General features: G+C 52.7%; 28 protein-coding genes and 1 other annotated feature. Of the genes, 6 read left to right on the top strand and 22 right to left on the bottom strand.

The window, feature by feature from the left end; translation table 11 throughout:
* Positions 1 to 118 precede the first annotated feature (118 nt).
* From I2123_RS10360 to I2123_RS10340, 5 genes are all read left to right on the top strand, one after another.
* On the top strand, positions 119 to 1,165 hold the full coding sequence (locus I2123_RS10360; RefSeq protein WP_213052371.1) for a 3-deoxy-7-phosphoheptulonate synthase: 1,047 nt from the start codon (positions 119 to 121) through the stop codon (positions 1,163 to 1,165).
* A gap of 358 nt (positions 1,166 to 1,523) precedes the next feature.
* Positions 1,524 to 2,558, top strand: a complete 1,035-nt coding sequence (locus I2123_RS10355; RefSeq protein WP_213052370.1) for a hemin-degrading factor — start codon at positions 1,524 to 1,526, stop codon at positions 2,556 to 2,558.
* Positions 2,555 to 3,385, top strand: a complete 831-nt coding sequence (locus I2123_RS10350) for a heme/hemin ABC transporter substrate-binding protein (protein WP_213052369.1) — start codon at positions 2,555 to 2,557, stop codon at positions 3,383 to 3,385. Before I2123_RS10355 ends, I2123_RS10350 begins: the two co-directional genes overlap by 4 nt.
* Positions 3,386 to 3,402: 17 nt before the next feature.
* Positions 3,403 to 4,410: a FecCD family ABC transporter permease gene (locus I2123_RS10345; protein WP_112168610.1), complete on the top strand. Its 1,008-nt coding sequence runs from the start codon at positions 3,403 to 3,405 to the stop codon at positions 4,408 to 4,410.
* Positions 4,403 to 5,191, top strand: coding sequence for a heme ABC transporter ATP-binding protein (locus tag I2123_RS10340; RefSeq protein WP_213052368.1), 789 nt, complete (start codon positions 4,403 to 4,405; stop codon positions 5,189 to 5,191). The genes I2123_RS10345 and I2123_RS10340 overlap by 8 nt, the downstream gene beginning before the upstream one ends.
* Before the next feature lie 53 nt (positions 5,192 to 5,244).
* Here I2123_RS10340 and I2123_RS10335 read toward each other — a convergent pair whose 3' ends face one another.
* The 15 genes from I2123_RS10335 to I2123_RS10265 form a co-directional block, all read right to left on the bottom strand.
* Positions 5,245 to 6,699: a protein adenylyltransferase SelO gene (locus tag I2123_RS10335; RefSeq protein WP_213052367.1), complete on the bottom strand. Its 1,455-nt coding sequence runs from the start codon at positions 6,697 to 6,699 to the stop codon at positions 5,245 to 5,247.
* Positions 6,700 to 6,838: 139 nt separating this feature from the next.
* Positions 6,839 to 7,567 carry an EAL domain-containing protein gene (locus I2123_RS10330; RefSeq protein ID WP_213052366.1) on the bottom strand — a complete coding sequence of 243 codons (729 nt, stop codon included), beginning with the start codon at positions 7,565 to 7,567 and terminating at the stop codon, positions 6,839 to 6,841.
* Positions 7,568 to 7,896: 329 nt separating this feature from the next.
* Positions 7,897 to 8,913 carry a lipoate--protein ligase gene (locus tag I2123_RS10325; protein WP_213052365.1) on the bottom strand — a complete coding sequence of 339 codons (1,017 nt, stop codon included), beginning with the start codon at positions 8,911 to 8,913 and terminating at the stop codon, positions 7,897 to 7,899.
* Positions 8,914 to 8,996: 83 nt separating this feature from the next.
* Positions 8,997 to 9,476, bottom strand: a complete 480-nt coding sequence (locus I2123_RS10320) for an NlpC/P60 family protein (RefSeq protein ID WP_082465713.1) — start codon at positions 9,474 to 9,476, stop codon at positions 8,997 to 8,999.
* A gap of 157 nt (positions 9,477 to 9,633) precedes the next feature.
* The gene (gene arnF / locus I2123_RS10315) at positions 9,634 to 10,023 is read right to left on the bottom strand and encodes a 4-amino-4-deoxy-L-arabinose-phosphoundecaprenol flippase subunit ArnF (protein WP_213052364.1); all 390 of its coding nucleotides are present in this window, start codon (positions 10,021 to 10,023) and stop codon (positions 9,634 to 9,636) included.
* Positions 10,020 to 10,352 (bottom strand): 4-amino-4-deoxy-L-arabinose-phosphoundecaprenol flippase subunit ArnE, encoded by a 333-nt coding sequence (gene arnE / locus I2123_RS10310; protein ID WP_112168589.1) that lies wholly within the window; start codon positions 10,350 to 10,352, stop codon positions 10,020 to 10,022. Before arnE ends, arnF begins: the two co-directional genes overlap by 4 nt.
* Entirely contained in the window at positions 10,349 to 12,019 is a 1,671-nt protein-coding gene (arnT, locus tag I2123_RS10305; RefSeq protein ID WP_213052363.1) for a lipid IV(A) 4-amino-4-deoxy-L-arabinosyltransferase, read from the bottom strand. Before arnT ends, arnE begins: the two co-directional genes overlap by 4 nt.
* Positions 12,019 to 12,918, bottom strand: coding sequence for a 4-deoxy-4-formamido-L-arabinose-phosphoundecaprenol deformylase (gene arnD, locus I2123_RS10300; protein WP_213052362.1), 900 nt, complete (start codon positions 12,916 to 12,918; stop codon positions 12,019 to 12,021). Before arnD ends, arnT begins: the two co-directional genes overlap by 1 nt.
* 13 nt (positions 12,919 to 12,931) lie before the next feature.
* Positions 12,932 to 14,914: a bifunctional UDP-4-amino-4-deoxy-L-arabinose formyltransferase/UDP-glucuronic acid oxidase ArnA gene (gene arnA / locus I2123_RS10295; RefSeq protein ID WP_213052361.1), complete on the bottom strand. Its 1,983-nt coding sequence runs from the start codon at positions 14,912 to 14,914 to the stop codon at positions 12,932 to 12,934.
* Positions 14,914 to 15,894, bottom strand: a complete 981-nt coding sequence (gene arnC, locus I2123_RS10290) for an undecaprenyl-phosphate 4-deoxy-4-formamido-L-arabinose transferase (RefSeq protein WP_112168585.1) — start codon at positions 15,892 to 15,894, stop codon at positions 14,914 to 14,916. The genes arnA and arnC overlap by 1 nt, the downstream gene beginning before the upstream one ends.
* Positions 15,894 to 17,036: a UDP-4-amino-4-deoxy-L-arabinose aminotransferase gene (gene arnB, locus I2123_RS10285; RefSeq protein WP_112168584.1), complete on the bottom strand. Its 1,143-nt coding sequence runs from the start codon at positions 17,034 to 17,036 to the stop codon at positions 15,894 to 15,896. The genes arnC and arnB overlap by 1 nt, the downstream gene beginning before the upstream one ends.
* Before the next feature lie 343 nt (positions 17,037 to 17,379).
* On the bottom strand, positions 17,380 to 18,156 hold the full coding sequence (gene btuD, locus I2123_RS10280; RefSeq protein WP_112168583.1) for a vitamin B12 ABC transporter ATP-binding protein BtuD: 777 nt from the start codon (positions 18,154 to 18,156) through the stop codon (positions 17,380 to 17,382).
* Between the two features lie 30 nt (positions 18,157 to 18,186).
* A complete protein-coding gene (locus I2123_RS10275; protein ID WP_112168582.1) occupies positions 18,187 to 18,738 on the bottom strand; it encodes a glutathione peroxidase in 552 nt (183 codons plus the stop codon).
* 57 nt (positions 18,739 to 18,795) lie between these two features.
* A complete protein-coding gene (btuC, locus tag I2123_RS10270; protein WP_213052360.1) occupies positions 18,796 to 19,803 on the bottom strand; it encodes a vitamin B12 ABC transporter permease BtuC in 1,008 nt (335 codons plus the stop codon).
* A gap of 146 nt (positions 19,804 to 19,949) precedes the next feature.
* The gene (locus tag I2123_RS10265; RefSeq protein WP_112168580.1) at positions 19,950 to 20,387 is read right to left on the bottom strand and encodes a DUF2502 domain-containing protein; all 438 of its coding nucleotides are present in this window, start codon (positions 20,385 to 20,387) and stop codon (positions 19,950 to 19,952) included.
* Positions 20,388 to 20,658: 271 nt separating this feature from the next.
* Between I2123_RS10265 and I2123_RS10260 the strand changes: the two genes are divergently transcribed.
* Complete coding sequence (locus tag I2123_RS10260; protein WP_167457459.1) at positions 20,659 to 20,814, top strand: lipoprotein; 156 nt, start codon at positions 20,659 to 20,661, stop codon at positions 20,812 to 20,814.
* 358 nt (positions 20,815 to 21,172) lie between these two features.
* Here the strand turns inward: I2123_RS10260 and ihfA are convergent, their stop codons facing one another.
* From ihfA to infC, 7 genes are all read right to left on the bottom strand, one after another.
* Positions 21,173 to 21,469, bottom strand: a complete 297-nt coding sequence (gene ihfA / locus I2123_RS10255; protein WP_004089944.1) for an integration host factor subunit alpha — start codon at positions 21,467 to 21,469, stop codon at positions 21,173 to 21,175.
* Positions 21,470 to 21,473: 4 nt separating this feature from the next.
* Positions 21,474 to 23,861: a phenylalanine--tRNA ligase subunit beta gene (gene pheT, locus I2123_RS10250; protein ID WP_112168579.1), complete on the bottom strand. Its 2,388-nt coding sequence runs from the start codon at positions 23,859 to 23,861 to the stop codon at positions 21,474 to 21,476.
* A 14-nt stretch (positions 23,862 to 23,875) separates the two neighbouring features.
* Positions 23,876 to 24,859: a phenylalanine--tRNA ligase subunit alpha gene (gene pheS / locus I2123_RS10245; RefSeq protein WP_112168578.1), complete on the bottom strand. Its 984-nt coding sequence runs from the start codon at positions 24,857 to 24,859 to the stop codon at positions 23,876 to 23,878.
* 99 nt (positions 24,860 to 24,958) lie between these two features.
* Positions 24,959 to 25,083, bottom strand: a sequence feature (Phe leader region).
* The gene (gene pheM / locus I2123_RS10240; RefSeq protein WP_106120997.1) at positions 25,034 to 25,078 is read right to left on the bottom strand and encodes a pheST operon leader peptide PheM; all 45 of its coding nucleotides are present in this window, start codon (positions 25,076 to 25,078) and stop codon (positions 25,034 to 25,036) included. Its footprint overlaps the feature before it by 45 nt.
* A gap of 113 nt (positions 25,084 to 25,196) precedes the next feature.
* A complete protein-coding gene (rplT, locus tag I2123_RS10235; protein WP_056773451.1) occupies positions 25,197 to 25,553 on the bottom strand; it encodes a 50S ribosomal protein L20 in 357 nt (118 codons plus the stop codon).
* 42 nt (positions 25,554 to 25,595) lie between these two features.
* Positions 25,596 to 25,793, bottom strand: a complete 198-nt coding sequence (gene rpmI, locus I2123_RS10230) for a 50S ribosomal protein L35 (RefSeq protein ID WP_056773448.1) — start codon at positions 25,791 to 25,793, stop codon at positions 25,596 to 25,598.
* A gap of 95 nt (positions 25,794 to 25,888) precedes the next feature.
* Positions 25,889 to 26,440 (bottom strand): translation initiation factor IF-3, encoded by a 552-nt coding sequence (gene infC / locus I2123_RS10225; protein WP_013576136.1) that lies wholly within the window; start codon positions 26,438 to 26,440, stop codon positions 25,889 to 25,891.
* Positions 26,441 to 26,442 lie beyond the last annotated feature (2 nt).

Below are 26,442 nucleotides of genomic sequence, written 5' to 3'. Positions count from 1 at the left end.
TGATGTGAGTGGCATAACCTGCCAACAGTGGTTGAATTCATCTGTTTTTGCGTTATTGTGATCGCCATCACTTCCCGGTATTCCTGCCGCAGAGAAGAATCAAATTTTAGAGAGCACCATGTCACAAACAGATGAGCTGCGTACGACGCGCATCGACAGCCTGATTACGCCTCAGGCACTGGCAGATAAACTGCCAATATCCCCGTCGGTCGCCCAACACGTGATGGCATCACGTAAACGTATTGAAAAAATAATTACCGGTGAAGACCCGCGCCTGCTGGTGGTCATCGGCCCTTGCTCGATTCACGATATTGAAGCTGCTATTGATTACGCCGGAAAGCTGAATGTGCTGCGTGAAAAATATCAGGATCGTCTTGAAATCGTGATGCGTACCTATTTCGAGAAACCCCGCACCGTGGTTGGCTGGAAAGGCCTGATTTCAGATCCCGAACTTAACGGTTCATGTCGCGTTAATGACGGTATCGAGCTGGCACGCAAGGTTCTGCTGGCGGTCAATCAGCTGGGTATTCCGACGGCGACCGAATTCCTGGATATGGTCATCGGCCAGTACATCGCTGATCTGATCAGCTGGGGCGCTATCGGAGCGCGTACTACGGAGAGCCAGATCCACCGTGAAATGGCGTCTGCATTGTCCTGCCCGGTTGGCTTTAAAAACGGCACTGACGGCAATACACGTATCGCGATTGATGCCATGCGCTCTTCACGCACCAGCCATATGTTCCTGTCACCGGATAAAAACGGTCAGATGACGATTTACCGCACTGCCGGTAACCCGTACGGTCATGTGATCATGCGCGGCGGTAAGAAACCAAATTATCACGCTGAAGACCTGGAACAGGCTTGCCAGAATCTGGCAGAGTTTGACCTGCCACAGCGGCTGGTGGTCGATTTCAGCCACGGCAACTGTCAGAAGCAACACAAACGTCAGCTGGATGTGGCCGCTGATATTTGCGAGCAAATCCGCAGCGGTTCGACCGCGGTCGCGGGCATCATGGCGGAAAGTTTCCTGATTGAAGGCACACAGCCTGTCGCCGCCAGCAAACCGCTGGTTTACGGAAAATCGATCACTGACCCTTGCCTGGGTTGGGAAGATACCGAAACGCTGCTAGCGATGCTGGCAGAGGCGACAGGTAGCCGGTTCTGACCGGTTGTTCTGGTGAAAACTTAAAAACTCACTCTGGGCGACATTTTTGTTGCCCTTTTTTGTCCCTCTGCCTCGCTCGTCCCCGTTAATTAAAACGTCCTGCCAGCAGCAATCCCCTTCGGCTATCCCACGGTATTTACAGGGTTATTTGCCGAAAATTACATTCTGCCAACAAAAATTTTCTTGATGTGTTTCTTTAATGATTTGATAATGATTATCAAATTGATATTAATTCCCATTACCAACGCGTGGGATAATTTGGTGCTTTGAGAATAATATTTTACAAATCATTCACATAACAGCTCAAATTTTTATCTGCCCGATGGCGGATGACATTTAAGACTATGAGGAAACAGCCATGCATCCAGTTCACTATCAGGATTACTTACAGGCCAAAGAAGCGAATCCGGGTAAATATGCCCGCGATCTGGCTGAAATTCTTGGCATCAGCGAAGCCGAATTAACGGCCTTACGCGTTTCTCATGATGCAGCAAAACTGGATGTTGATGCCCGTAGTTTGCTGGCCGCGCTGGAAAGTGTGGGTGGAACGAAATCCATTACCCGTAACGACTATGCTGTTCACGAGCAGCAAGGCCATTATACAAACCAGCATCTGAACGGACACGCCGGGTTAATTCTCAATCCACGCGCGCTGGATCTGCGCTTGTTCCTGCAACACTGGGTGCACATTTTCAGCATGACGGAATCGACTCCGCGCGGCGATCGTCACAGCATTCAGTTTTTCGATGCCCAGGGCGATGCGGTGCATAAGGTCTATACCACCGATGAAACGGATATGGCGGTGTGGAATGCGTTGTTGGCTCAGTACAAAAGTGATGTTAATCCGCCGTTGCAACGGGAAGCCGTACCGGAAAATCCGCTGGTCAACACTGCCGACACCCGTACTCTGGATGCCGAATGGCGCGCAATGACCGACGTTCATCAGTTCTTCCAGCTTCTGAGACGCCATGATGTAACCCGCCAGCAGGCTTTCAAAGCGGTCGGCGACGATCTCGCATGGCGCGTTGAAAACGGCTCTCTTACCCGTTTGCTGAATATCGCTAAAGACGATCAGAACGAGATCATGATTTTTGTTGGCAACAGAGGCTGCGTGCAGATCTTTACCGGCCAAATCGAAAAAGTGATGCCGCAGGGTGAATGGATCAACGTCTTTAACCCGCGCTTCACGCTGCATTTGGTAGAAAGCGCCATCGCCGAAAGCTGGATCACCCGCAAGCCGACGAAAGACGGTTTCGTCACCAGCCTGGAACTGTTCGCCGCCGACGGCACTCAGATCGCACAGCTTTATGGTCAGCGTACCGAAGGCACGCCGGAGCAAACTCTGTGGCGCGAACAACTGGCGCAGCTCTCCAACGAAGGCGTTGCCGCATGAAGCACACTTTAAACGTTCTGATCGCTGCGGCATCCTTGCTGACCGCACCCGTTCTGCATGCAGCAGAAAAGCTGGTGAGCATCGGCGGTGACGTCACAGAGATCGTTTACGCGCTGGGCGCGGGCGATGAACTGGTCGCGCGCGACAGCACCAGTTTACGTCCAAAGGCGGTTCTCGCATTGCCGGATGTCGGTTATATGCGCCAGCTAAATACCGAAGGTATTCTCTCCATGCACACGACGCTGGTGCTCAGCAGTGAGCTGGCGGAACCGTCGCTGGTGTTACAGCAAGTGGCGCAAAACGGGGTGAAAGTGATCCGCGTGCCGGGCACGGCATCTGTCGATACCGTACCGAAAAAGATCGACGTGATTGCTAAGGCACTGAACCGTCAGGCCGAAGGTGAAAAGCTGATCGCCACCTACCGCACGCAACTTGCAGCCATTAAGCACGAAACCTTGCCGGTCAAAATGTTATTCGTGATGAGTCACGGCGGCATGAATTCCATGGCGGCAGGTCAGGATACGGCAGCAGATGCGATGATAACCTCCGTTGGCGCAAAAAATGCCATGCAGGGGTTCAGCCGCTATCGTCCCCTTTCACAAGAAGGTGTGATCGCCAGTGCGCCGGACATCCTGCTGCTGACCGCTGACGGAATTAAAACTCTGGGTGGTATGGATCAGGTGTGGAAATTACCGGGCGTGGCGATGACGCCAGCGGGTAAAAACAAGCGCGTTCTGGTGCTGGATGATATGTCGCTGCTTGGCTTTGGATTGCAAACTCCGGCAGTGATGGCGCAACTTCGTCAGGCAGCGGAAAGCGTGAAATGAGCAGCATGAGCCCCCCAATGCCATCACGTCGGCGCTCACCGGTTTGGGCGCTGACGGGTCTCGGCGGAGCTCTGCTGTTGCTGGCCATTCTGGCGGCGAATACCGGCGCAATGTCCCTTTCGCTGCGAACGCTGATGGGCTTGCCGCTCAACGACGGCTTATGGCAGGTCTGGCTGACCGTACGCCTGCCCCGCGTGTTGCTGGCGGTGGTGGTCGGCTGCGCGCTGGCCAGCTCCGGCGCGGTGATGCAAGGATTGTTCCGCAATCCGCTGGCCGACCCCGGATTACTGGGGATAAGCTCCGGCGCGGCGCTGGCAGTGGCGCTGACCATTGTGATGCCATTCTCCCTGCCGCCGTTGCTGGCCCTTTACAGCCATATGATCAGCGCCTTTGTCGGCAGTCTCGCCATTTCACTGATCGTCTTCACGCTGAGCCGTTTCGGACACGGCGGATTATCGCGTCTTCTGCTGGCGGGAATTGCTATTAATGCACTGTGCGGCGCGGCGGTTGGCGTGCTGACTTATATCAGCGACGATCAGCAGCTGCGTCAGTTCTCCCTGTGGAGTATGGGTAGCCTCGGGCAGGCGCAATGGCCGACGCTGGCTGTCGCTTCCTCCCTTATTTTGCCAGCCTGCATCGCGACGTTCTTTATGTCCCGACGCCTGAATATTCTGCAACTGGGCGAAGAGGATGCGCACTATCTTGGCGTCAATGTCCGCCGTACACAGTTGCAGTTACTGCTGCTGAGTGCTCTGCTGGTCGGAGCTGCGGTGGCGGTATCGGGCGTGATTGGCTTTATCGGTCTGGTGATCCCGCATTTGCTGCGCATGCGCATCGGCGCCGATCACCGCTGGTTGTTACCGGGTTCGGCGATGGCAGGAGCCTGTCTGTTGCTGTTGGCCGATACGCTGGCGCGCACGCTGGTGGCTCCGGCGGAAATGCCGGTCGGTCTTATCACCAGCATCATCGGCGGCCCTTATTTTTTATGGCTGATCCTGCGTCCGGGAGTGCCGCGTAATGTCTGAACTATCTTCGTCCCTGATCGCAGAAAACCTGGTGTATTCCGTTGAAGGACGCAGGCTGATTGATGATGTCTCGGTCAGCTTGCACAGTGGTGAAATGGTGGCGCTGATTGGCCCGAACGGCGCAGGCAAATCCACGCTGATGCGCATGCTCACCGGCTTTCTGGCGCCGCAAAAAGGGCATTGCTCACTCCAGGGTAAACCGCTGACCGAATGGCCTGCGCAGGAACTGGCGCGTACCCGGGCGGTGATGCGCCAGAACAGTACGCTGGCTTTCGGGTTTAGCGTGCGGGAAGTGCTGACGCTCGGACGTTCACCGCACGGCCAGCTGAATATGCAACATGCACTGGCCGAAGTCATGACGCAAACCGGGTGTCTGAATCTGGCAGATCGTGATTACCGGCATCTTTCCGGCGGCGAACAGCAGCGCGTCCAGCTGGCTCGCGTGTTGATCCAGCTGTGGCAGCCGGAACCTTCGCCACGCTGGCTGTTTCTGGATGAACCAACGTCTGCGCTGGATTTGTATCATCAGCAACATGCCTTGCGTCTGTTACGTCAGTTAACGCAAGAGACGCCACTTTCGGTGTGCTGCGTACTTCATGATCTGAATCTGGCGGCGCTGTATGCCGACCGGATTATTCTGCTGCACAGCGGGAGAGTGGTCGCCAGCGGGACGCCGGCGGAGGTGTTAAATGAAGAGACGCTAAGCCGCTGGTATCAGGCTGATCTGAACGTTTGCGCCCACCCTGAAACCGAATTACCCCAGGTGTTCCTGCGCCAATAACACTCCACGTTAAAACTGCGCCACAGGGGATCCCCTCTGTGGCGCAAAGTGGCTCAGCTTGAGCAGGAAATTTCCAGATGTTTACCCCAGTCTGGCGGCAGAGCGGCCAGAGAGTCGTAGTGAGGATTATCGCTGTACGGGTCACAGAGTGCCTGATGTAATTGCGTCAGCGCAGTGATGTCGTCCACTTCGGCTTTTTCGATCGCCTGCTGAGCCAGATAATTACGCAAAATAATGCGCGGATTACTCTGTTTCATCGCCTGCTGACGCGTTGCGTCGTCCACGTCTTCTTCCTGCAACCGCTGGCGATAATCCTGGTACCAGCTGTCAAACGCTGCGCGATCGATGAATTCATCGCGCAGCGGCGAACTGGCCTGTTGCTGTTCGACCTCACTTAGCATGCGGAAGGTCCGGGTGAAATCCCGCCCCTCTTTCGCCATCAGGCTCAGTAATCCGGTCAGCAAATTGTTGTCTTGCTTATTTTCGCTGAAAAAGCCCAGTTTGCCGCGCATCAGCGTGCCGTAAGCTTTCATCAGCGCAGGCTCATACTCGCCCAGCGCCGCCTGTAACTGTTCGGTGCTCATCAGGCCGGAAAGCGTCTGCGCCAGGCGATGCAAGTTCCAGTAGGCCACCGCAGGCTGATTATCGTAACTGTAGCGTCCCTGATGGTCAGAGTGGTTGCAGATATAACCCGGCTGATAATCATCGAGAAATCCGTACGGGCCGTAATCCATCGTCAGGCCGAGGATCGACATATTGTCAGTATTCATTACGCCGTGCGCGAACCCGACGCTCTGCCACTGTGCAATCATCTTTGCCGTACGTTCAACCACCTCGGTGAACCACCGCTGATACCGCTGCGCCTCCAGCGGTTCGCTTTCCAGCAGCTGCGGCCAGTGATGCGCGATGACGTAATCTGCCAGTTGCTTCACTTGCTCAGGTTGTTTGCGATAATAAAAATGCTCAAAGTGACCGAAGCGGATATGGCTTTCGGCAATGCGCATCAGCATTGCGCCGCGCTCGGGTTGTTCGCGAAATACCGGCTGATCGCTGGTCACGATAGTCAGCGCGCGCGTCGTCGGTATGGCTAAATGGTGCAGCGCTTCGGAAGCCAGAAACTCTCGTACTACAGAACGCAGTACCGCGCGGCCATCGCCCATGCGTGAGTAAGGCGTCAGCCCCGCGCCTTTGAGATGCCAGTCAACCCGTTTACCCTCAGGCAACACCTGTTCGCCGAGCAGAATACCGCGCCCGTCGCCCAGTTGCCCTGCCCACTGACCAAACTGATGTCCGCTGTAAACCTGCGCCAGCGGTAACACACCGGGGAAAAATTTTTCGCCACACCAGAATTCCCGATGATCATGGTCGAAAAGCGTTTCATCGAGACCCAGTTCCTGCGCCAGCGGTGCGCTGTGATAAAGAAGCCGTGCGCCCTTAAGCGGCGTCGGTTGCAGTGCGGTATAAAATCCGCCGAGCTGGTCGGCGTAGTGATGTTCGAATAGCGGCATAAATCCCCCTTTTCTTAAGTGTAGAGCCGCGCCGCCGTGATTAACACGGAGTAACAGCAGGGAGATAAGAGGCGATTAACAAAAATCCCGACACAGCGCAGGCTGGCCGGGATTAGGAGACATTAAGTGAAACGCCCGATTAATGAAATTGGACAGGCCTGACAAGCAGGCTGTCGAGTTGCTCAGGGTCGACGCCCGGCCACAGCAGGCCTTTTAGCCCCTGAACATCTTTCTTAAGCAGGGCGTCAAAATAGTCCTGATTATCAAGCCCATCCACCACAATATTTCGGCAAAAACGGTTCACGTTTCTCAGTAATGAAGGCATTACGATGGAGAAATGCTCCCCTTCGTATAATTGCCAGAACAGATTTTTATCCAGTTTCACCCACTGAAAAAGATGGTCAAAAATGGGCGCCATGTTGACGTTGCCTGAACCGAAATTATCCAACCAAAGGGTAAAATGCTTTTTCAGCGCCATTAACTGCTGATTATTGCGACCATCAGAAAGCTGCGGAAATGACTCATTGAGATTGAGCTGGACAAAATCATGGGTTTTGAAAGCATCGCGCAGGATTTCATCTTCCAGCAAAATCGCTACCAGTCTTTCTTCGACGCCGATATTCAAAATCACCTGATTGTCACTAAACCATTTTGCATGCTCAGCCGCCCAAAGCTGTTGTTCATTGAGAAAACGAAACAACTGAGCCTGAGACAGCAGGTTTAAAACCAGTTCTGTCGGCATGGTTAACTTGCTGTCTGTGCTGGAAAAGCGACAAATTAATTCAATCGCCAGCAATTTCCCCTCAACGGAGTAAATCGGCTGACACAGAAAGCTGCTGTTAAAGGCCGTATCGAATTGTATTTTCATTATTTTCCAAAACTCAACGGCACTACGAGGTGACTCAGGCCTTTCTAATTTATCCTTCCACTGAAATGACGGAAGCCCGGGGTATCAAAGAAATATGAGGAATTGACTATCAAAATCAAGTTTAGGACTAATCTTATCGCCAGCCTCCTAAACGTGCAACTTCGGGCTTGATGCAGGGAGATTTTGCAGCAAAGAATCAGCTTCCCGCGCAATTTTTTTTCGCGCAGAATATGCGAAACCCTAAACTTTTCGCTAACGGTTATAAGGTGTTGTGAAATATTGCGCAAGCCCCGGAGACCGCGCCACCGGAGTTTCTCCGGGTTTTCAGATTATTGAACGCAACGGGCCAGCCAGGTTTGCAACTCGGTTAACTCGGCACTGAGGGCCGGAAATTGTTCAATGATTTTGTTACAGGCCAATGAAACATCCTGCGCGCGGTACCGTGTTGCGGATAGCTGCTCAGCCAGCGCCAGCAAAGGTGCCGGATTGAGGCTGTCAGTGAAGATTTGTGCCCGGCTGATATTGCCCTTTTCCACATCAAAGTGGATATCCACGCCCCCCCAGACAAAGCGTTCGTTAAGTTCGTGGCTGAAAGCCGGCGCTTTACCAAAATTCCATTCCCAGCTGCTTTGTTTGGCAAACCGTTCCGAAAAACCGGGTAAATCAGGGAAAACATCTGGCGAAATGATTTCTGGTTCAACGCGCTGGCCGTACCAGTCAAAGAAGGCATCGGTGACCGCGGCGCAAATCTGGTCGTGATGAATGTCGGGCACAAATTCGTTGAGATTCGCCACCCGCGAGCGCACAGAGGTGATGCCTTTGGCCTGCAGTTTTTTGACATCAGGATTGAGATAGTTCGCCAGACGGCTGAGATCGGCATTTAGCAATAAGGTGCCGTGATGAAAACCGCGATCGGCTGTTTCACGATAGGCGGACCCGGAAATTTTTCGCTCACCTTCGCAGGTCTGCACCACCAGATCATTGCGTCCAGATGCACTGGCATCAATCCCCAGCGCTTTAAGTGCATTCAATATGATGCCGGTAGACACACTTTTGTCGTATTCAGGTTTGCCTGCCATAAAAGTAAAACAGGTATTCCCAAGGTCGTGGAAAACCGCCCCGCCCCCGCTGCTGCGGCGAGCCAGCCGGATACCGTCCTCTTCCATCCTGCGGGTATTACATTCTTTCCACGGATTTTGCGCCTGCCCGATAACCACGGTTTCCGCATTACGCCACAGAAACAGCACGCGCTGGTCGGTGGTCATTTCGCGAAAAATACAGTCTTCGACGGCAAGGTTGAACCAGGGATCGTAAGAATCGGAAAGTAATAATCTGAGAGGTGTCATCGCGTATTCATCCTGAAAAAGTCTGCCTCGATAATAACAGCAAACATCGGGATCAAATACGCGGGGAGATCAGGGAGACTCGGTCATATGCGCCGCGCCTGCCAGTAGACTTTGCGCCAGTAGACGTTGTCGAGCGAAGAACGCGTAACCCCCTGACTGGTCGATGCATGGATAAACTGATCGGCGGTGTCGTAGATACCAACGTGTAATCCGTTTTCACCGCTGCCGGTTTTAAAGAAAACCAAATCGCCGGGAAGCAGCTCATCACGGGAAACTTTCGTGCCGATTTTGGTTTGATCGGCGGTGGTGCGTGGAAGCACAACGCCAAAGCGATCGCGATAAGTACGGAAAACAAAACCGGAACAATCGACGCCGCTCGGTTGCAATCCGCCATAACGATAAGGTGCGCCATGCCACTGACTGAGCTGATCGTTAAGCTCGGCGACCACGGTAATGGAATCGGCGAAGCGGCCACTTGGCGGCGGCGCGTGGCTGCTACAGCCGTTAAGAATTAATGCGGCAACAGCCAGCAGGGAATACATGGATACGGACGACCAGCGCATAGTGCATTCCTTCTTGAATAGCGTCACGGCTGAGGCCATAACGCGAGAATTTACGCGGGCCGGATAAGTCGCCGTTATCTAAGAACTAATAGAATTTAGCGCTATTTTATCCGTCATCCAACCTTTAAATGATGATTTTTATCGTGGCCGGACCGTATCAGTGAGGATTTTTAGCCGGTTTACTGTGGATCACCCACACACCGGTGAGGATCAGCATTCCGCCAAGTGTTTTGGTTAAGCTGATGCTTTCATTGAACCAGGGCAGCGTGACGGCAGCGATGTAGACCAGCGCGTAGCTCAGACTGAGCAAGGTATAGGCTCGGTTGAGCGGTAAAACGCGCAGCGCGAAGAACCAGCAGGCCATTGAAAGCGCATAGCCGCACAGCCCGAAAAACACCGCCGTCAGCGCGTTTAAGTGGTTCTGTACAAAGAGAATATTGATGTCAGGAAGTGAAAACCACGGGATTTGCACCATCCCCCACTTCATCAGCAGTTGCGCCATCGTCACTAACAGAACGCTGGCCCCGCCCCACAGGTATCCTTTCATAGGCTGACACTCATCAACGCGATGCCCGACATGATCAGCGCCACGCCAAACCAGTGTCGCCCATCGACCTGTTCATGGAAAAACCAGCGGGCGCAGAGCGTGATCAGGACAAAATTCAGGCTGAGCATCGGATACGCCAGGCTAAGCGGCAGAAGCTGTAAAACGCGCAGCCACAGCAGCATAGCGATGCCCAGTAACAGCACCGCCAGCGCCAGCCAGCGCAGTACACGAGCCACGCCTTTGCCCGAAAACTGTGCGGCCTGCTTCTGACAAAGCTGGCCGGCACAGGTGATCACGCTTACCGCCAACACCAGAAGGAATCCGGTCATGGCAGTTTTTTGTAGAACAACAGCGCCTGACGGTCGATAAGTACTGTTTTATCAGCAGCTGGCATTGTTGATTTGACGTGGGCATTTCGGTCAAGTCTGAGGATCACAGAAACATTTCCTTCCTGACGGGCTTTTTGCAGCCACGCAGGGAAACTGGCCGCATCAATAAAGTTATCTTTCGCATCAGGATAACTTAATCCGTACTGCAACTCGCCCTTCTCATCAAACATCAGGATATCACTGCGTTTGAGCGCCCAGGCAATGGCAGTGGCCACGCCCACGTTATCCGTCAGGACATAACGACTGTCCTGCAACAGGCCCATATTTTTATCTAAAAAGATCTGCGGCTGTTTGGAATCCATCACTTTTTGGGGAATAGCCTGCCCGACCAACAGCGCCAACACCAGCGGGCAGGCAGCGCCCCAGTACCAGCGTTTTTTCACATTGGTGAGAGACATTGCCCCTGCAAGCGCCCATACGGCAAAGCAGAGAATACCGATCAGGGCGCGCGGTAACTCGGTGCGGGTAAATACGGCTTTAACGTTGATCGGCAGAATACCCGATATCACCAGAACAGTGATCGCCATCAGAACACCAAAAATGATGTTAATGACACCGTTAGCCTTCAGTGCACGTAACTTTCCGGACTGACGGATCTGTTCGAGGTGATCGGCAATCAGCAAGGCCAGCGGCGCAAAGCACGGCAGAATATAGGTGGGCAGTTTCCCTTTGGCGATACTAAAGAAAATCAGCGGCATAATCGCCCAACTCAACAGGAAAAACAGTTCCGGGCGCATAACACGTTTAGTCCATCCCTCGCGCAACGCCCCCGGCAGCAGACCCAGCCACGGCAGCGCCCCCAGAAAGAGCACCGGCAGATAGAACCAGAATGGCGCTTTGTGCTGTGCATCCGCTTCTGCAAAGCGCTGAACATGCTCAACCCAGAAGAAATAGCGCCAGTAATCCGGCTCCTGACGGGCGATGGCCAGCACCCATGGCAGGCTCAGCACAACGGCGCTGACAATCGCCAGCGGCCCCCAGCCGAACAGCGTTTTGAAACGCTTTTCGCGCCAGATAATCGGCAGAACTGCAATCACCGGCAGCGCCAGCGCGATAAAGCCTTTGGTCATGAACCCCATGCCGCAGGCCAGTCCCAATACTATCCAGCTGATGGCTTTTTGCGGCGTGCGGGAGACACGAAGACAGAAATAGCTGGCGACCATTGCGGCGGTCATCCACAGGGTGATCATCGGATCCAGCACGCTGTAGGTGCCGATACTAAACACCAGCGTGAAGGAGAGATAAATCAGCGTGGCGATGTATGCAGTCTGGCGGTTACGCCACATCAGATTGGCCAGCCAGAACACCAGCAAGGCGCTGATCAGCGTGCTGAACACGGAGCCAAAACGCACAGCAAAGTTGCTGTCGCCAAAAATCATCTGGCTAAGATTATTGAACCAGTAACCCGCCACCGGTTTTTCAAAATAGCGTAAGCCCAGCAGATGCGGCACCACCCAGTCGCCGCGCTGAAGCATTTCGCGGCTGATCTCGGCATAACGGGTTTCATCGGGTTGCCATAACAGGCGGGTATTAAGAGGAACAAGATAAACCAGTGCGAAGAACACCAGAACCAGTGTGCTCCACACGCTTTTATATGCTTTCGACATCAGGAAAAACCTTCTTGCTGACAACCTAACCAGCCTTCCCGTCCGGGGAAACTGGCGCGAATCACTTTGCCTTTTGGCAGCGTACTGAGATCTTCGGGCAATAAATCCCCCAGCGCACAGAACCTGATCCCCTGTGCCGCAGCACGGGTTAATAGCTCTTCAAACTGCACTGCCAGCGACATTCCTTCCACTTCCGCGTGAATGGTGTACACCGGTACGCCTCCATCCTGCGCGATAGCTTCAAGGATAAAGTCGTTGAAGTTATCGGCGTTGATGTCCCCACCGGCCACTTCATCATAGGTCGGTAACGTCACCGGAATTTGTACCGTCCCGAGAGTGCCATTTTCCAGCACCGGCAGGAACGGATATTTCCCACGGCAATCGCTGTTGTAATAAAAATGGAACCGCTCTTTAACTTCGATAACGCGTTCATCAGCGCGCCAGCCAGCCACCGCCGAGCATTCAACATCGTGACCGAGACTTTTTTCCAGTGCGTCGAGACCCAGCTGAATTTGCTGTTGCAGTTGTTCCTCAGACCATTTGCCCACTTTCGCCTGCCAGCCCTGATGATCCCAGGCGTGCAACCCGACTTCATGCCCGCGTCTGGCGGTTTCTTTCATCAGATAACCGAGATCACGCGCAATAGGTTTACCCGGCCACGCGGTACCGGCCAGTAAGATATCCCAGCCGTAGAGTGACGCGGCATTGGAGCGCAGCATCTTCCATAAAAAGCGCGGTTTAAGCAGGCGCCATAAGTGACGCCCCATGTTGTCCGGCCCGACGCTGAAGAAGAAACTGGCGGTAATATTATGTTTTGCAAGCACTTGCAGAAGCTGAGGGACACCCTCGCGGGTGCCACTCCAGGTATCTACATCAATGCGCAGACCCACTTTCTTCATGTATGGCACCGTTTCAGGACTGACCAGATTCAGGGTTCACAGAGCGCAGGAAGAAGTCCAGCGTATCGGCAACGGTTTTATCCATGCCCACTTCCGGTTTCCAGCTCAGCAGACGACGGGCATTTTTGATGCTCGGCGTGCGGTGTTCCACGTCCTGATAGCCTTTGCCGTAATAAGTGCTGCTCTCGACCAGATTGAAACCGGCAAACGGCGGGAACTGTGCGCGCAGCGGATGCGCTTCAAAGCTCGCCAGCAGCATTTCCGCCAGTTCACGAATGCTCGCTTCGTTGGTCGGGTTACCGATGTTGATTATCTGGCCATCACACAGGTTGTCGCGGTTTTCAATGATGCGGAACAGCGCTTCGATACCGTCGTTGATGTCAGTGAAGCAACGCTTTTGTTCGCCGCCGTCCACCAGTTTGATCGGAGACCCTTCAACCAGATTGAGGATCAGCTGCGTGATAGCGCGGGAACTGCCGATACGCGCGGCGTCGAGGTTATCCAGACGCGGCCCCATCCAGTTGAACGGACGGAACAGGGTAAACTTCAGGCCTTCTTTGACGCCATACGCCCAGATCACCCGGTCGAGCAGCTGCTTGGACACGGAGTAAATCCAGCGCTGTTTGTTGATTGGCCCGACAATCAGACGTGAGTTATCTTCATCAAACTCTTTGTCATCACACATACCGTAAACTTCGGACGTGGACGGGAAGATAATGCGTTTTTTGTATTTGACACAATCACGAACGATTTTGAGGTTTTCCTCGAAATCGAGTTCAAATACGCGCAGCGGGTTGCGGGTATATTCGATTGGCGTGGCGATCGCCACCAGCGGCAGCACGACGTCACATTTTTTGATGTGATACTCGATCCACTCGGAATGAATGCTGATATCGCCTTCAACGAAGTGGAAATGCGGATTGCCCATGAAGCGGCTGATCGCGTCGGAACTGATATCCAGACCGTAGATTTCGTAACGATCTTCGCGCAGCAAACGCTCGCTGAGGTGATTACCGATAAAGCCGTTCACACCGAGGATCAGGACGCGGGTACGGCGCTTCATCACTGCGGTTGGCAAGGTAGAAAGACGCATTTCCGGCATGATGCCCAGCTCCAGCGCCAGTCGGGAACCCTGAACGTAGAGGCCATTTTCACTCTGACCGGCCTGAATTTCCAACGCGCCCTCGCCGCAGGCGATGGTCAGCGGATGAGCAGAAAGCACGGTGCCTGGCTGGTTATCATGCTGAGTATTGAGCGGCAGCGCGCGCCATACTGTGAGTTTGCGCTGTCCGAGGTACGTGAAAGCGCCCGGATACGGCTCAGTGACGGCGCGGATCAGGTTATTAATTTCAGTTGCCGGTTTGTGCCAGTGAATTTCACCATCAGCCGCCGTGCGGCGACCAAAATAAGTCGCCTGCGCTTCATCTTGCGGCGTCAAGGTGATTTTCCCGGCTTTCATTTCCGGCAGTAAATCCGTCAGCAAATCTTTCGCAGCATCGCGCACTTTGGCATGCAGCTTCAGCGCGGTGTCTTCAGCCGTAATGGCAACTTTGCGCTGGCCAACGATATCGCCCGCATCAGGACGTTTCACCATTTTATGCAGGGTCACGCCGGTTTCCGTTTCGCCATTGACCAACGCCCAGTTTACCGGCGCACGGCCACGGTAGCGCGGCAGCAGAGAACCGTGCAAATTGAAACCGCCCTGCGGCGCCAGAGACAGAATGTCTTCGCTCAGCATGTTGCGGTAGTAGAAAGAGAAAATAACATCAGGCTGCAAGGCACGAATGCGGTCAACCCACAGCGGATGATTGACGTCTTCCGGCGCGTACACCGGCAAATTTAACTCAGCGCCCTGACGGGCAACGGAGGAAAAGAACTGGTTCTCATTCGGCGCGTCCGTATGGGTAAAGACCGCCTGAACGTCATAACCGGCATCAACCAGAGCCTGCAAACCAACGCAACCAATATCATGGTAGGCAAATACAATCGCTTTCATCACTCTTCTTCCTGACTGTTTTCTTCGGAACGAACGCCGACGACTTTTTGAACGAAATAACGGGGACGTGCGCGAACATCGTTATAGATCCGCCCGATGTATTCACCGAGTAATCCCATGCCGACAAACTGCGCACCGATAAACATAAATAACAATGCAAATAGCGTAAACACGCCTTCCGCCGCCCATTCAGGGCCGTTGATAAGGCGCATCAGAATCAAGAACACCGCCAGCACAAATCCGAAGAGAGCAATCACACTGCCCACAACGCTGAGCATGCGCAACGGGGTGGTCGTCAGGCAGGTGATCAGGTCGTACATCAGATTGATAAGCTTCATCAGGCTGTATTTGGAATCACCAAATTCACGCTCGGAATGCTGAACCGGAATTTCCACGGTTTTTCGCGCGAAGGTGTTGGCGAGGATAGGAATAAACGTGCTGCGCTCATGGCAATGCAGCATGGCTTCAATGATGTGGCGGCGGTACGCACGCAGCATGCAGCCGTAGTCGCCCATCGATTTACCGGTAGCCCGCTGGATCATCATGTTGATCATCTTCGACGCGGTTTTACGGAACCATGAGTCGCGACGGTTCGCACGAACGGTGCCCACAACGTCATAACCTTCATCGGCTTTAGCAACCAGACGCGGAATTTCTTCCGGCGGGTTTTGCAAATCGGCATCGAGCGTGATCACCAGATCACCGGTCACATGGCTGAAACCGGCCATGATCGCCGAGTGCTGACCATAGTTGCGGTTGAGTAAAACGGCCACGATGTGGCTGCCAGGTTGTTCTGCGGCGGCGGAAAGCATGTCACCGGAGCTGTCCGAGCTGCCGTCATCCACCAGTATAATTTCGTATTTTTGGGTCAGTTGCTGACAAGCGGCCTGTGTACGCGATAACAACGCGGGCAGGCTTTCTTCTTCGTTATAGACCGGGATGACCACCGAGACTTTACGAATGGGTTCATAATGCGCCACTACTGCGCCTCCAAAAGGGAAAAGAGAGCTGCGACAACACGGTCAACGTCGCTGTCTTGCATATCAGGGAAAAGTGGCAGGCTGCATAAACAGGCGGAGTTCCATTCGCTGTGTGGCAGGCTGAGTTGCGGATAACGTTCGCGGTAATATTTTTGAGTATGCGCGGCACGGAAATGTAAACCGGTACCGATGCCCTGCTCTTTCAGGCGTTCCATCAACGCATCACGGCTGATGCCGCAGCGTTTCTCATCCACGCGGATCATGAACAAGTGCCAGGCATGAAGGTGCGGATAGTCCGGCACGCTCATCGGCAAATAGGCCGAGCCTTGCAGCTTGTCGAGATAACGTTGTGCCAGTTCGGTACGGCGGGCATTCATTTCATTCAGGCGCTTCAACTGGACGACGGCAATCGAGGCGTGAATATCGGAAAGGTTGTATTTAAAGCCCGGCTCGACCACTTCTGCCTGCGGCTTGCGTCCCTGAACCTGACGGTCAAAGGCATCTACCGCCAGACCGTGGAATTTCAGTGCACGCACCTTCGCCGCCAGCTCATCGTCGTCGGTGGCAATCAGGCCACCTTCGGCGCAAGTCATGTTTTTAATGGCGTGGAAGGAAAAAATGGCCGTTCCCTGTGCGCCAATCCAGCGATCCCGGTAACGGGTACCGGCGGCGTGGGCGGCATCTTCGATCACCGCAATACCGTGCTGATTTGCCACGGCATAAATGGGGTCGAGATCCAAAGGCGCTCCGGCGTAATGCACCGGAATAATGGCTTTAGTCTTAGGCGTGATGGCAGCCGCAATGGCTTCGGCGCTGACCATTAATGTGTCAGGGTCAACATCAATCATGACCGGCTCGGCACCGAGCAGCACAATCATGTTGAGGGTAGAAACCCAGGTCTGGGAAGGGGTAATAACTTCATCGCCGGGACCGATGCCCAGCGCCATCAGGGTAACGTGCATCCCGCCGGTTGCGGAACTGACCGCAATGGCATGTTTACAACCGAAAGCCGCAGAGAAATCTTGTTCAAGCTGATGTGTTTGCGGGCCGGTGGTTATCCAGCCAGAACGCAATACTTGCCCTACAGCCTCGATCTCTTCTTCGCCCATAGAGGGGCGGGAAAAAGGCAAAAAGTTTTCCATGACACTATCCCAAAAGGTAATTAGCACATACCGACTTTAGACTGCGTTTATTTAACCGTAAGTAAACACCGTCCTGAATTATGGATCTTATGATGTCGGTTTAAGCTTAATTTAACCTTAAGGATTTGCCAGTTATGTGAAGTTAAACAGAAAGTAAATAGCACAAGGATAAATAGTAAACCACGCAATAAATTCAATAAAATCATCAGATTAAAATATATTAAGATTTTATTAAAATAATGAACTTTATTAAAAGAAGAGTGATGAGTATTTTTTATGAGCAATTAAGGGCTAACATTGGCACATTGCGGGTTTTAAATATAATTAAACTGCTATTCATTTTTTAGAAAGAAGACTTCGCCGTGGTCATTATCCACTGACGGCCTGCCAGAGAATGTATCTGAAATGTGACGTGATACACCTGTGAAAGACGCTCAACTTGCATCACATCAGCACATTCACCGGCAGCGATCACTTCCCCTGCGGACATCAGCCAGACCTGACGGGCATAGTGCAGAGTGTGATTCAAATCGTGATCGCTCATTATGACAGAACGTCCGGCGGCACATAATTCGGTCAGCAACTGATCCAGCGCCTGCTGCTGCGCCACATCAAGACTGTTCATCGGTTCATCCAGCAAGAGAATTTGCGAGTCAGGATTCACCGCCGGCCAGACCTGCAATAACACCGCTGCCAGCCGCACCCGCTGCCATTCGCCACCGGAAAGATGCGTGACCGGTTTGGCCAGTTTGTCACTAAGCTGTAACGCATCGCAAAGCCGTGTGATGGTATGTTCCAGCGCGGCGGGATCGGCGAGACGAGGCTGATGCAAAGATAAATATTGAAAAACCGGCATCAGGGATGCCGGTGTAAGTTGCTGGCAAAGCCAGGCGCGCAGTCGGGCGAGTTGAACACCGGAGAAAGCAGAAACCGGCTGGCCGTTAAACAGCACATCGCCTTTGACTTCGCCCTTGCCTTCAAACACCCCGGCCAGCCTCGCCAGCAAGGTACTTTTCCCCGCACCGTTTGGCCCGATGAGGTGAACGCGGCTGCCCGGCGCAATATTTGCGTTAAACGCCTGAAGACGCCCTTCCACACTTATCTCACGACACTCCAGCATCTGCGTTCCCTGCCCTTTTGAGGATTTAACTTATTTCGCCAGTGCGGCTTTGATGGCTTCCATCAGAATCGGATCTTCCGGTGCCATATCCGGCGCAAAGCGCTGCACCACGGTGCCGTCGCGTCCGATGAGGAATTTCTCGAAGTTCCACAGAATATTTTCTGGTTTGACCGGCTGACGGCCTTTGCTGGCCAGACGCTCGTAGAAACCGCTGGCTTCTGGTTTGACTGCTTCTGGACGGGCGGCAATCAGCGCGCTGTACAGCGGATGGCGGTGTTCGCCATTGACGTCAATCTTGCTGAACATCGGGAATTTCACGCCAAACTGCGTGGTGCAGAAGGTTTTGATTTCGTCTTCTGTGCCCGGCTCCTGCGCTCCAAACTCATTGCACGGGAAACCAAGCACTTCAAAGCCACGGTCGTGCCATGCCTGATAAATGTTTTCCAGACCTTCGTATTGCTTGGTCAGGCCGCACTGCGACGCCACATTGACCACCAGCAGTACCGAACCTTTGTAATCGCCCAGTGTTTTAGTCTGGCCATCAATGGTTTTCAGGGAGATATCAAAAATGTCATTACTCATCGTTTTTTATCCTGATAGTGAAAGGTAAGGAATAAGGATTGATTGCAGGGATCCCGCTCAGCGAATTTGTCCGACTCTGACCAGTAACCAGATAAACACCGGCGCGCCCAGCGTGGCAGTCACCACACCAATCGGCAGTTCGGCCGCGTACAGCCCGATCCGCGACAGCACATCCGCCAGCAATAACACCGCCGCGCCACACAGCGCACAGGCCGGTAGCAAACGGCGCTGGTCAGTCATACCACACAACCGAAGGATATGAGGGATCACCAGACCGATAAACCCTATCACACCTGCCAGCGCAACGCTCAGTCCGACCATCCAGCCAACCGCGAGCACCAGAATATATCGCCACGTCGTCATTGAGACACCTAGCTGCCGGGCCTGTAAGGTGCCCAGTGACAGCAAGTTTAACGTTTTGCCCTGAAAGGTCAGCCAGAGCAGCACGGGTAATAACATGATCCCGAGCCAGATTTGCCGCCAGTCAACGCCGCCAAAACCCCCCATCATCCAGTACATGAGCTGTCGGAGATCCATGTTACTGCTGAAATAGATAGTCCAGGTCATCAGCGCACTGCACACAATCCCGATGGCGACGCCCACCAGTAGCAAACGGGCATTGGTTAGCCGGTGCCTGCGGGCGGCATACAGAAGGAAGAAAGTGACCACCAGCGCGCCAGCCACGGCGGCGAGGCTCATCAGCCAGACCGGCAGCATTCCGTGGCCGAACATGACACAAAATACCAGCGCCACGCCCGCACCGTTAGCGACACCAAGCAGGCCGGGTTCTGCAAGCGGGTTTTCAAACAGCGACTGCATCACTGCGCCGGCGACAGCCAGGCTCGCACCGACCAGAATCACCGCAATCGCACGCGGGAGACGCAGTTGCCATACGAACAACCTCGCTTCACTGCTCAGCCATTGATTGGGCCATAACCAGTTTTCGCCTGCACTGAGGCTTAGCGTCAGCACCAGAATCAAAAGAACAGACAGAACAAACACACCGCGGTGATCGCGCTGCTTTTGCCGTTGTTCGAGTGCAGAAAAAGTCTGCCGGATTGACATGAATTGCAGATTCCAGAAGCGGACGGGAAAAAGAAGAATTTCGCTATCCTACCGATATTAGGCAGTTAGCTCTAGTGTACGGAAACAGAAAATGAAAAAGCCGGTGACTGAGCACCGGCTTTGATATTTTTTACAACCGCGGGTGATTAACGCCCCGGCTGACCATTCGGAGGGATCGGCTGCCCGTTCCCCTGATGGCCGTTGTTACCGCCCTGATGGCCATTGTTACCGCCACCGTTGTTGCCACCCTGATGACCGTTATTATCACGGTTATCATGATGGTCGCCCCCCTTCGGACGCCCCTGATTATGCGGCTCGCTATGACCGCGCTGAGGCGGTTTTGAATCCCAGCGGTTGCCGTGCCAGTACATGCCACGCTCATTGCGCTCACCGTAATGATGGCCCTGATGAGCACGCCACCACTGCGGCGGACGCCAGTCATAACCATCCCAATAGTAACCGCGCTGATCCTGATCCCCGAGGTGAAGCGATACGCCTGGTACGTTAAGGTCAATAGAAACATTTGCCTGTGCGATCACAGGCAATGCCAGCGCACAACAAAGCAATAAAAGAGATTTTTTCACGATAGTCACGCCTTCTTAATTTTTTATGACGTGTTTTTTATATCAGGGGGAATTGATACTGACTATGAGGAATAGGCGGATTTTCGTTTAACTTGCTGCGACCTTACACAAAAAATACAAACATATCCTGCTTGAAATAATTCAGCAGGATTGAGTTCGTTATCTATTCAATTCTTACGACGACATTAACAAATCTTAACTTAACCCTGACAACAGGTTATTAAAGATTTATTTATACTCACAGTGTTTATTCAAGCAAAGGATGTATTTTATGCGTCGTATTATAGCCCTGTTAAGTGTTGCCCTGGTTGTAGTCAGCCTGAGCGGCTGTCTGTTTCCTCCGTTCTGGGGCCCTGGTGGCGGCGGCGGTCACGGTGGTGGTCATGGCGGCGGCCCTGGTGGCCCTCGCATGTTTTATAACCATTAATCACATAACGAATTCATTTCATTCGGGTTAAAGCGGATACATAATCTAGGGCATCAGGCATTATTTATCTGCGCCAGAATGCGGAATTTAATTTAAGGGGCTTCGGTCCCTTTTTTTCATTATTGAAATACTCATTTTTTTATAATTTTATTTTTAATGAGAAATCAGAATCAATGAATACACCCCCTGTTCCGCCTTGAAATTAAATCTATCAGACTAATCCTGAACAGCCCACCCCTTTAACACTATCTTTTCACTTTCTGCGCGAATTGCTTAACGGCGTAAAAAATGCTGATGTCACCGGGTCAAATTGCAGCCAAAAAAAAGGCCGCTTTCGCGGCCTTTCAGAAGATGTTACTTATTCTTTCGGAGTGGCATTCTCTACGCGACTCTTCAATTTTTGTCCCGGACGGAAAGTCACCACACGACGCGCCGTGATCGGAATATCTTCGCCGGTTTTCGGGTTACGTCCCGGACGTTGGTTTTTGTCACGCAGATCGAAATTGCCAAAGCCAGACAGTTTAACTTGCTCGCCATTTTCCAAAGCTCTACGAACTTCTTCGAAAAATATTTCAACAAGGTCTTTGGCATCCCGTTTGCTAAGCCCAAGCTTCTCAAACAGGTGTTCTGACATTTCAGCTTTAGTAAGCGCCATAGGTTCAATCCCTCAAGGATGCTTGGAATCGCTGTTTTAGAGCCTCTACGCATTTTGCAACGGTAGCGGCGATCTCCTCTTCTTCCAGTGTACGGCCGGTATCCTGCAACACCAGACTGATAGCCAGGCTCTTGTAACCTTCCGCTACGCCCTTGCCACGGTACACATCAAACAAGTTTACGCCAACTACCTGATTTGCGCCAACTTTCTTGCACTCTGCCAAAATATCGTCTGCGGGCACCTTTTCAGCCACAACAACAGCGATGTCACGACGGTTCGCCGGGAAGCGGGAAATCTCTTTCGCATCAGGCAGTACGCGGTCTGAGACCTTATTCCACAGCATTTCGAAGACCACAGTACGGCCATTGAGATCGAGTTTACGTTCGAGTTCAGGATGGACTACACCAATGAAACCAATACGTTCGCCGCGTAAATAAATTGCAGCACTCTGCCCCGGATGCAATGCAGGATTTGCTTCAACCCGGAACTGCACGTCGTTCATTTTGCCGGTAAGCTCAAGAATCGCCTCAAGATCACCTTTCAAATCGTAGTAGTCAACGGCCTGACGCGCCAGATCCCAATGCTCTTCATTTTTATTGCCGGAAATCACCCCTGACAGCATGACGTCCTGACGGATACCTAAATCAGCTTGGGTATCAGGCACAAAGCGAAGGCCGCTTTCGAATAAACGCACGCGGCTTTGCTGACGATTTTGGTTATTTACCACCGCCGTCAGCAAACCTGACCACAGGGAAAGGCGCATAGCCGACATTTCAACCGAAATCGGGCTTGGCAGGATCAGCGCTTCTTCGCCCGGGTGCAGTAACGCCTGCACTTTAGGATCCACAAAACTGTAGGTGATCGCTTCCTGGAAACCACGGTCAACCAGCAGATTTTTCACTCGTTTCAGTGACAAATTGGCTTCGCGGTGCTTAGTCATTTCCAGATTGGCTTTCACCGGCACATCAGGAATGTTGTTGTAGCCGTAAATGCGGGCAACTTCTTCCACCAAATCTTCTTCAATCTGCATGTCGAAACGCCAGCTCGGCGCCACAGCCACCCAGTGATCGCCTTTGTGATCAACTTTGCAGCCCAGACGGGTCAGAATGTCCGTCACTTGTGCGTCTTCAACGTGGTGTCCAATCAGGCGATCCAGCTTTTCACGACGTAGCGTAATGGTAGCGGCTTTCGGCAGATGAGCCTGAGAAGTCACATCAATGACCGGGCCGGCTTCACCACCACAAATGCTCAGCAGCAGCGCGGTAGCGCGCTCGATAGCTTTGTGTTGCAGCTCAGGGTCAACGCCACGCTCATAGCGGTGTGAAGCATCGGTATGCAAACCCTGACGGCGCGCACGACCCGTGATCGACAGCGGAGCAAAGAATGCCGACTCAAGCAGGACATCCTGGGTTTCATCGTTCACGCCAGAATGCTCACCACCAAAGATACCGGCCATCGCCAGCGCTTTATCATGATCGGCAATAACCAGCGTATCTTCTTTCAGCTTGGCTTCTGTGCCATCAAGCAGCGTCAGTGCTTCATCTTTCTGCGCCATACGCACCACGATACCGCCGTTGATACGGCTCAGATCGAAGGCGTGCATAGGCTGACCGAGTTCCAGCAGCACGTAGTTAGTGATATCCACCACGGCATCAATAGAACGAGTGCCGCAACGACGCAGTTTTTCGCGCATCCACAATGGCGTTGGCGCTTTAACATTAATGCCTTTGACCACACGGCCTAAATAGCGCGGGCATGCGTCTGGTGCCTGAACGTCAATAGACACGGAAGCGTCGATGGTTGCTGCGACCGGATTCATCTCAGGTTCAACTAAAGGCAGTTGGTTAACCACAGCAACATCACGGGCTACGCCAATGATACCGAGGCAATCAGCCCGGTTTGGCGTCACGCTGATTTCGATGGTGTTATCGTCCAGCTTCAGGAATTCGCGGATATCCGTGCCAACCGGAGCATCCAGCGGCAGCTCGATGATACCGTCGTGATCTTCGGAAATACCCAGCTCGGAGAACGAGCACAGCATCCCTTCTGAAGGCTCACCGCGAAGCTTAGCCGCTTTGATCTTGAAATCACCCGGCAGTACGGCACCGACGGTCGCCACAGCAACCTTCAGACCCTGACGGCAGTTAGGTGCGCCACAAACGATGTCCAGCAGACGATCGCCGCCGACGTTCACTTTGGTAACACGCAGTTTGTCGGCGTTCGGGTGCTGACCGCACTCAACCACTTCACCGACAACGACGCCATTGAATGCGCCAGCAACCGGATCAACGCCGTCCACTTCCAGACCGGCCATAGTGATTTGGTCAGATAATGCTTCGCTGCTGATGGCTGGGTTTACCCACTCACGCAACCAGAGTTCACTGAATTTCATGTGATATTCCCGCCTTACTTAAACTGTTTGAGGAAACGCAGATCATTTTCGAAGAATGCACGCAGGTCAGTTACGCCATAACGCAACATGGTCAGACGTTCCATGCCCATACCGAAGGCAAAACCGGAATACACTTCCGGATCAATGCCGACGTTACGCAATACGTTCGGGTGCACCATGCCGCAGCCCAGCACTTCCAGCCATTTGCCGTTTTTGCCCATGACGTCAACTTCCGCAGAAGGCTCGGTGAACGGGAAATAAGATGGACGGAAACGGATCTGCAAATCAGCTTCGAAGAAGTTGTTCAGGAAATCGTGCAGTGTGCCTTTCAGATTGGAGAAGCTGATGTCTTTATCAACAATCAGGCCTTCCATCTGATGGAACATCGGGGTATGCGTCTGATCGTAATCGTTACGATATACGCGGCCCGGGGCAATGATGCGGATAGGCGGTTGCTGGTCTTTCATGGTGCGGATCTGCACACCGGATGTCTGCGTACGCAGCAGACGTTTAGCATCAAACCAGAAGGTGTCGTGGTCTGCGCGCGCCGGATGGTGGCCAGGAATATTCAGGGCATCAAAGTTATGATAATCATCTTCGATTTCCGGACCGGTTTCCACGGTAAAGCCTAATTCACCGAAGAAGGTTTCAATGCGGTCGATAGTACGGGTCACCGGATGCAAACCACCGTTTTCTATACGGCGGCCTGGCAGGGAAACGTCAATTGTTTCTTCGGCCAGACGGGCATTCAGTACTGCGGACTCCAGCGTATTTTTACGCGCATTCAAAGCTTCCTGAACCTGCGTTTTCGCTTCGTTGATCACGGCACCCGCCGCCGGGCGTTCATCCGCTGGCAAGTCACGGAGGGTCGTCATCTGGAGTGTCAGGTGGCCTTTCTTACCCAGATATTCGACACGCACATTATCCAGCGTGGCGATATCCTGAGCACTCTCTACGGCTGCCTTGGCGTTGGCAACCAGCTCTGCGAGATGTGGCATTGCTTTCCTCTTCTTCTGGCCAAAATGGCCCGATGTAAAATAACCGTGATTAATCAGGGGCGCGATTTTGACCCTGAACCTTAGTGTATAAAGCACAGATACAAAAAAGCCTCCACGAGGGAGGCTTAGGCGCTACTTTTCGTTTCTTCTCTTACGCGCGAAAGCCTTCCTGAGTCAGGCGCTAAAGTAAAAAAAGAAACGGAAAATAGCAGCATTCATGCTTGCGTTACCTTGTTGAAAAAACTGTTAAAACACGAGTGACGATAGTACACAATGAATGGAGTTACTTACAAACACAAAATATAAAAGAGGGAGCAAGCTCCCTCTTTCACCTGACTTACGCCAGTGCTGCTTTCGCTTTCTCAACCAGAGCGGCAAATACCACTTTGTCGAAGACTGCGATGTCAGCCAAAATCTTACGGTCAATTTCAATAGAAGCTTTTTTCAAGCCGTTAATGAATTTGCTGTAAGACATGTCGTTCTGACGAGCTGCTGCGTTGATACGCGCGATCCACAGCTGACGGAACTGACGTTTCTTTTGACGACGGTCACGGTAAGCGTATTGACCAGCTTTGATAACAGCCTGGAATGCAACACGATATACGCGCGAACGGGCACCGTAGTAACCTTTCGCCTGCTTTAAAATTTTCTTGTGACGTGCACGTGCAATCACACCACGTTTTACGCGAGCCATATGCTCTCCTGAGTTTTATATTCTAGATGAAAAAAAGTGTATTTATGCGTACGGCAGACATGCAGAGACAAGGCCCAAATCGTTCTTGGATACCATGCCTTTTGGACGCAAGTGACGTTTACGCTTAGTAGCTTTTTTGGTCAGAATATGACGCAGGTTAGCGTGCTTACGCTTAAAACCACCGTTGGCGGTTTTTTTGAAGCGTTTAGCGGCGCCGCGTACTGTTTTGATCTTTGGCATTTTACATTCCACTTCGCATTGTTATTAACATGAATCAGAAAGGCGAATCCAGCATACGCGGTGCGAACACCGCGCAGCAGGATTACTTGGAAGCCTTACTGTTTCTTCTTAGGTGCGAGCACCATGATCATCTGACGACCTTCGATCTTCGTAGGGAAGGATTCGACAACGGCCAGTTCAGAATCTTCACACAGGTCTTTACGGACGCGGTTAAGCACTTCCATACCGATCTGTTGGTGCGCCATTTCACGCCCACGGAACCGCAGGGTGATTTTGGCTTTATCGCCATCTTCCAGAAAGCGAATCAGGTTGCGTAGTTTGACCTGATAGTCGCCATCATCGGTACCAGGTCGGAATTTGATTTCCTTAACCTGAATAACTTTTTGTTTCTTCTTCTGCTCTTTAGTCGACTTGCTCTTCTCGTAGAGGAATTTGCCGTAATCCATGATTCGACAAACTGGCGGCTCGGCATTCGGACTGATTTCTACTAAATCGACGCCCGCTTCCTCAGCTTTTTCAAGAGCTTCATTCAGACTGACAATACCAATCTGCTCGCCATCGACGCCTGTGAGGCGAACTTCTTGCGCGCGAATCTCTTTGTTAATGCGATTAGGACGCGCCGGTTGAACTCGTTTTCCGCCTTTAATAC

It is taken from the genome of Rahnella inusitata (genome assembly GCF_018288855.1).
Classification (GTDB): Bacteria; Pseudomonadota; Gammaproteobacteria; order Enterobacterales; family Enterobacteriaceae; genus Rahnella; species Rahnella inusitata.
The sequence above is the reverse complement of the archived record's forward strand: the minus strand, read 5'-3'. Positions and strand labels throughout refer to the sequence as shown.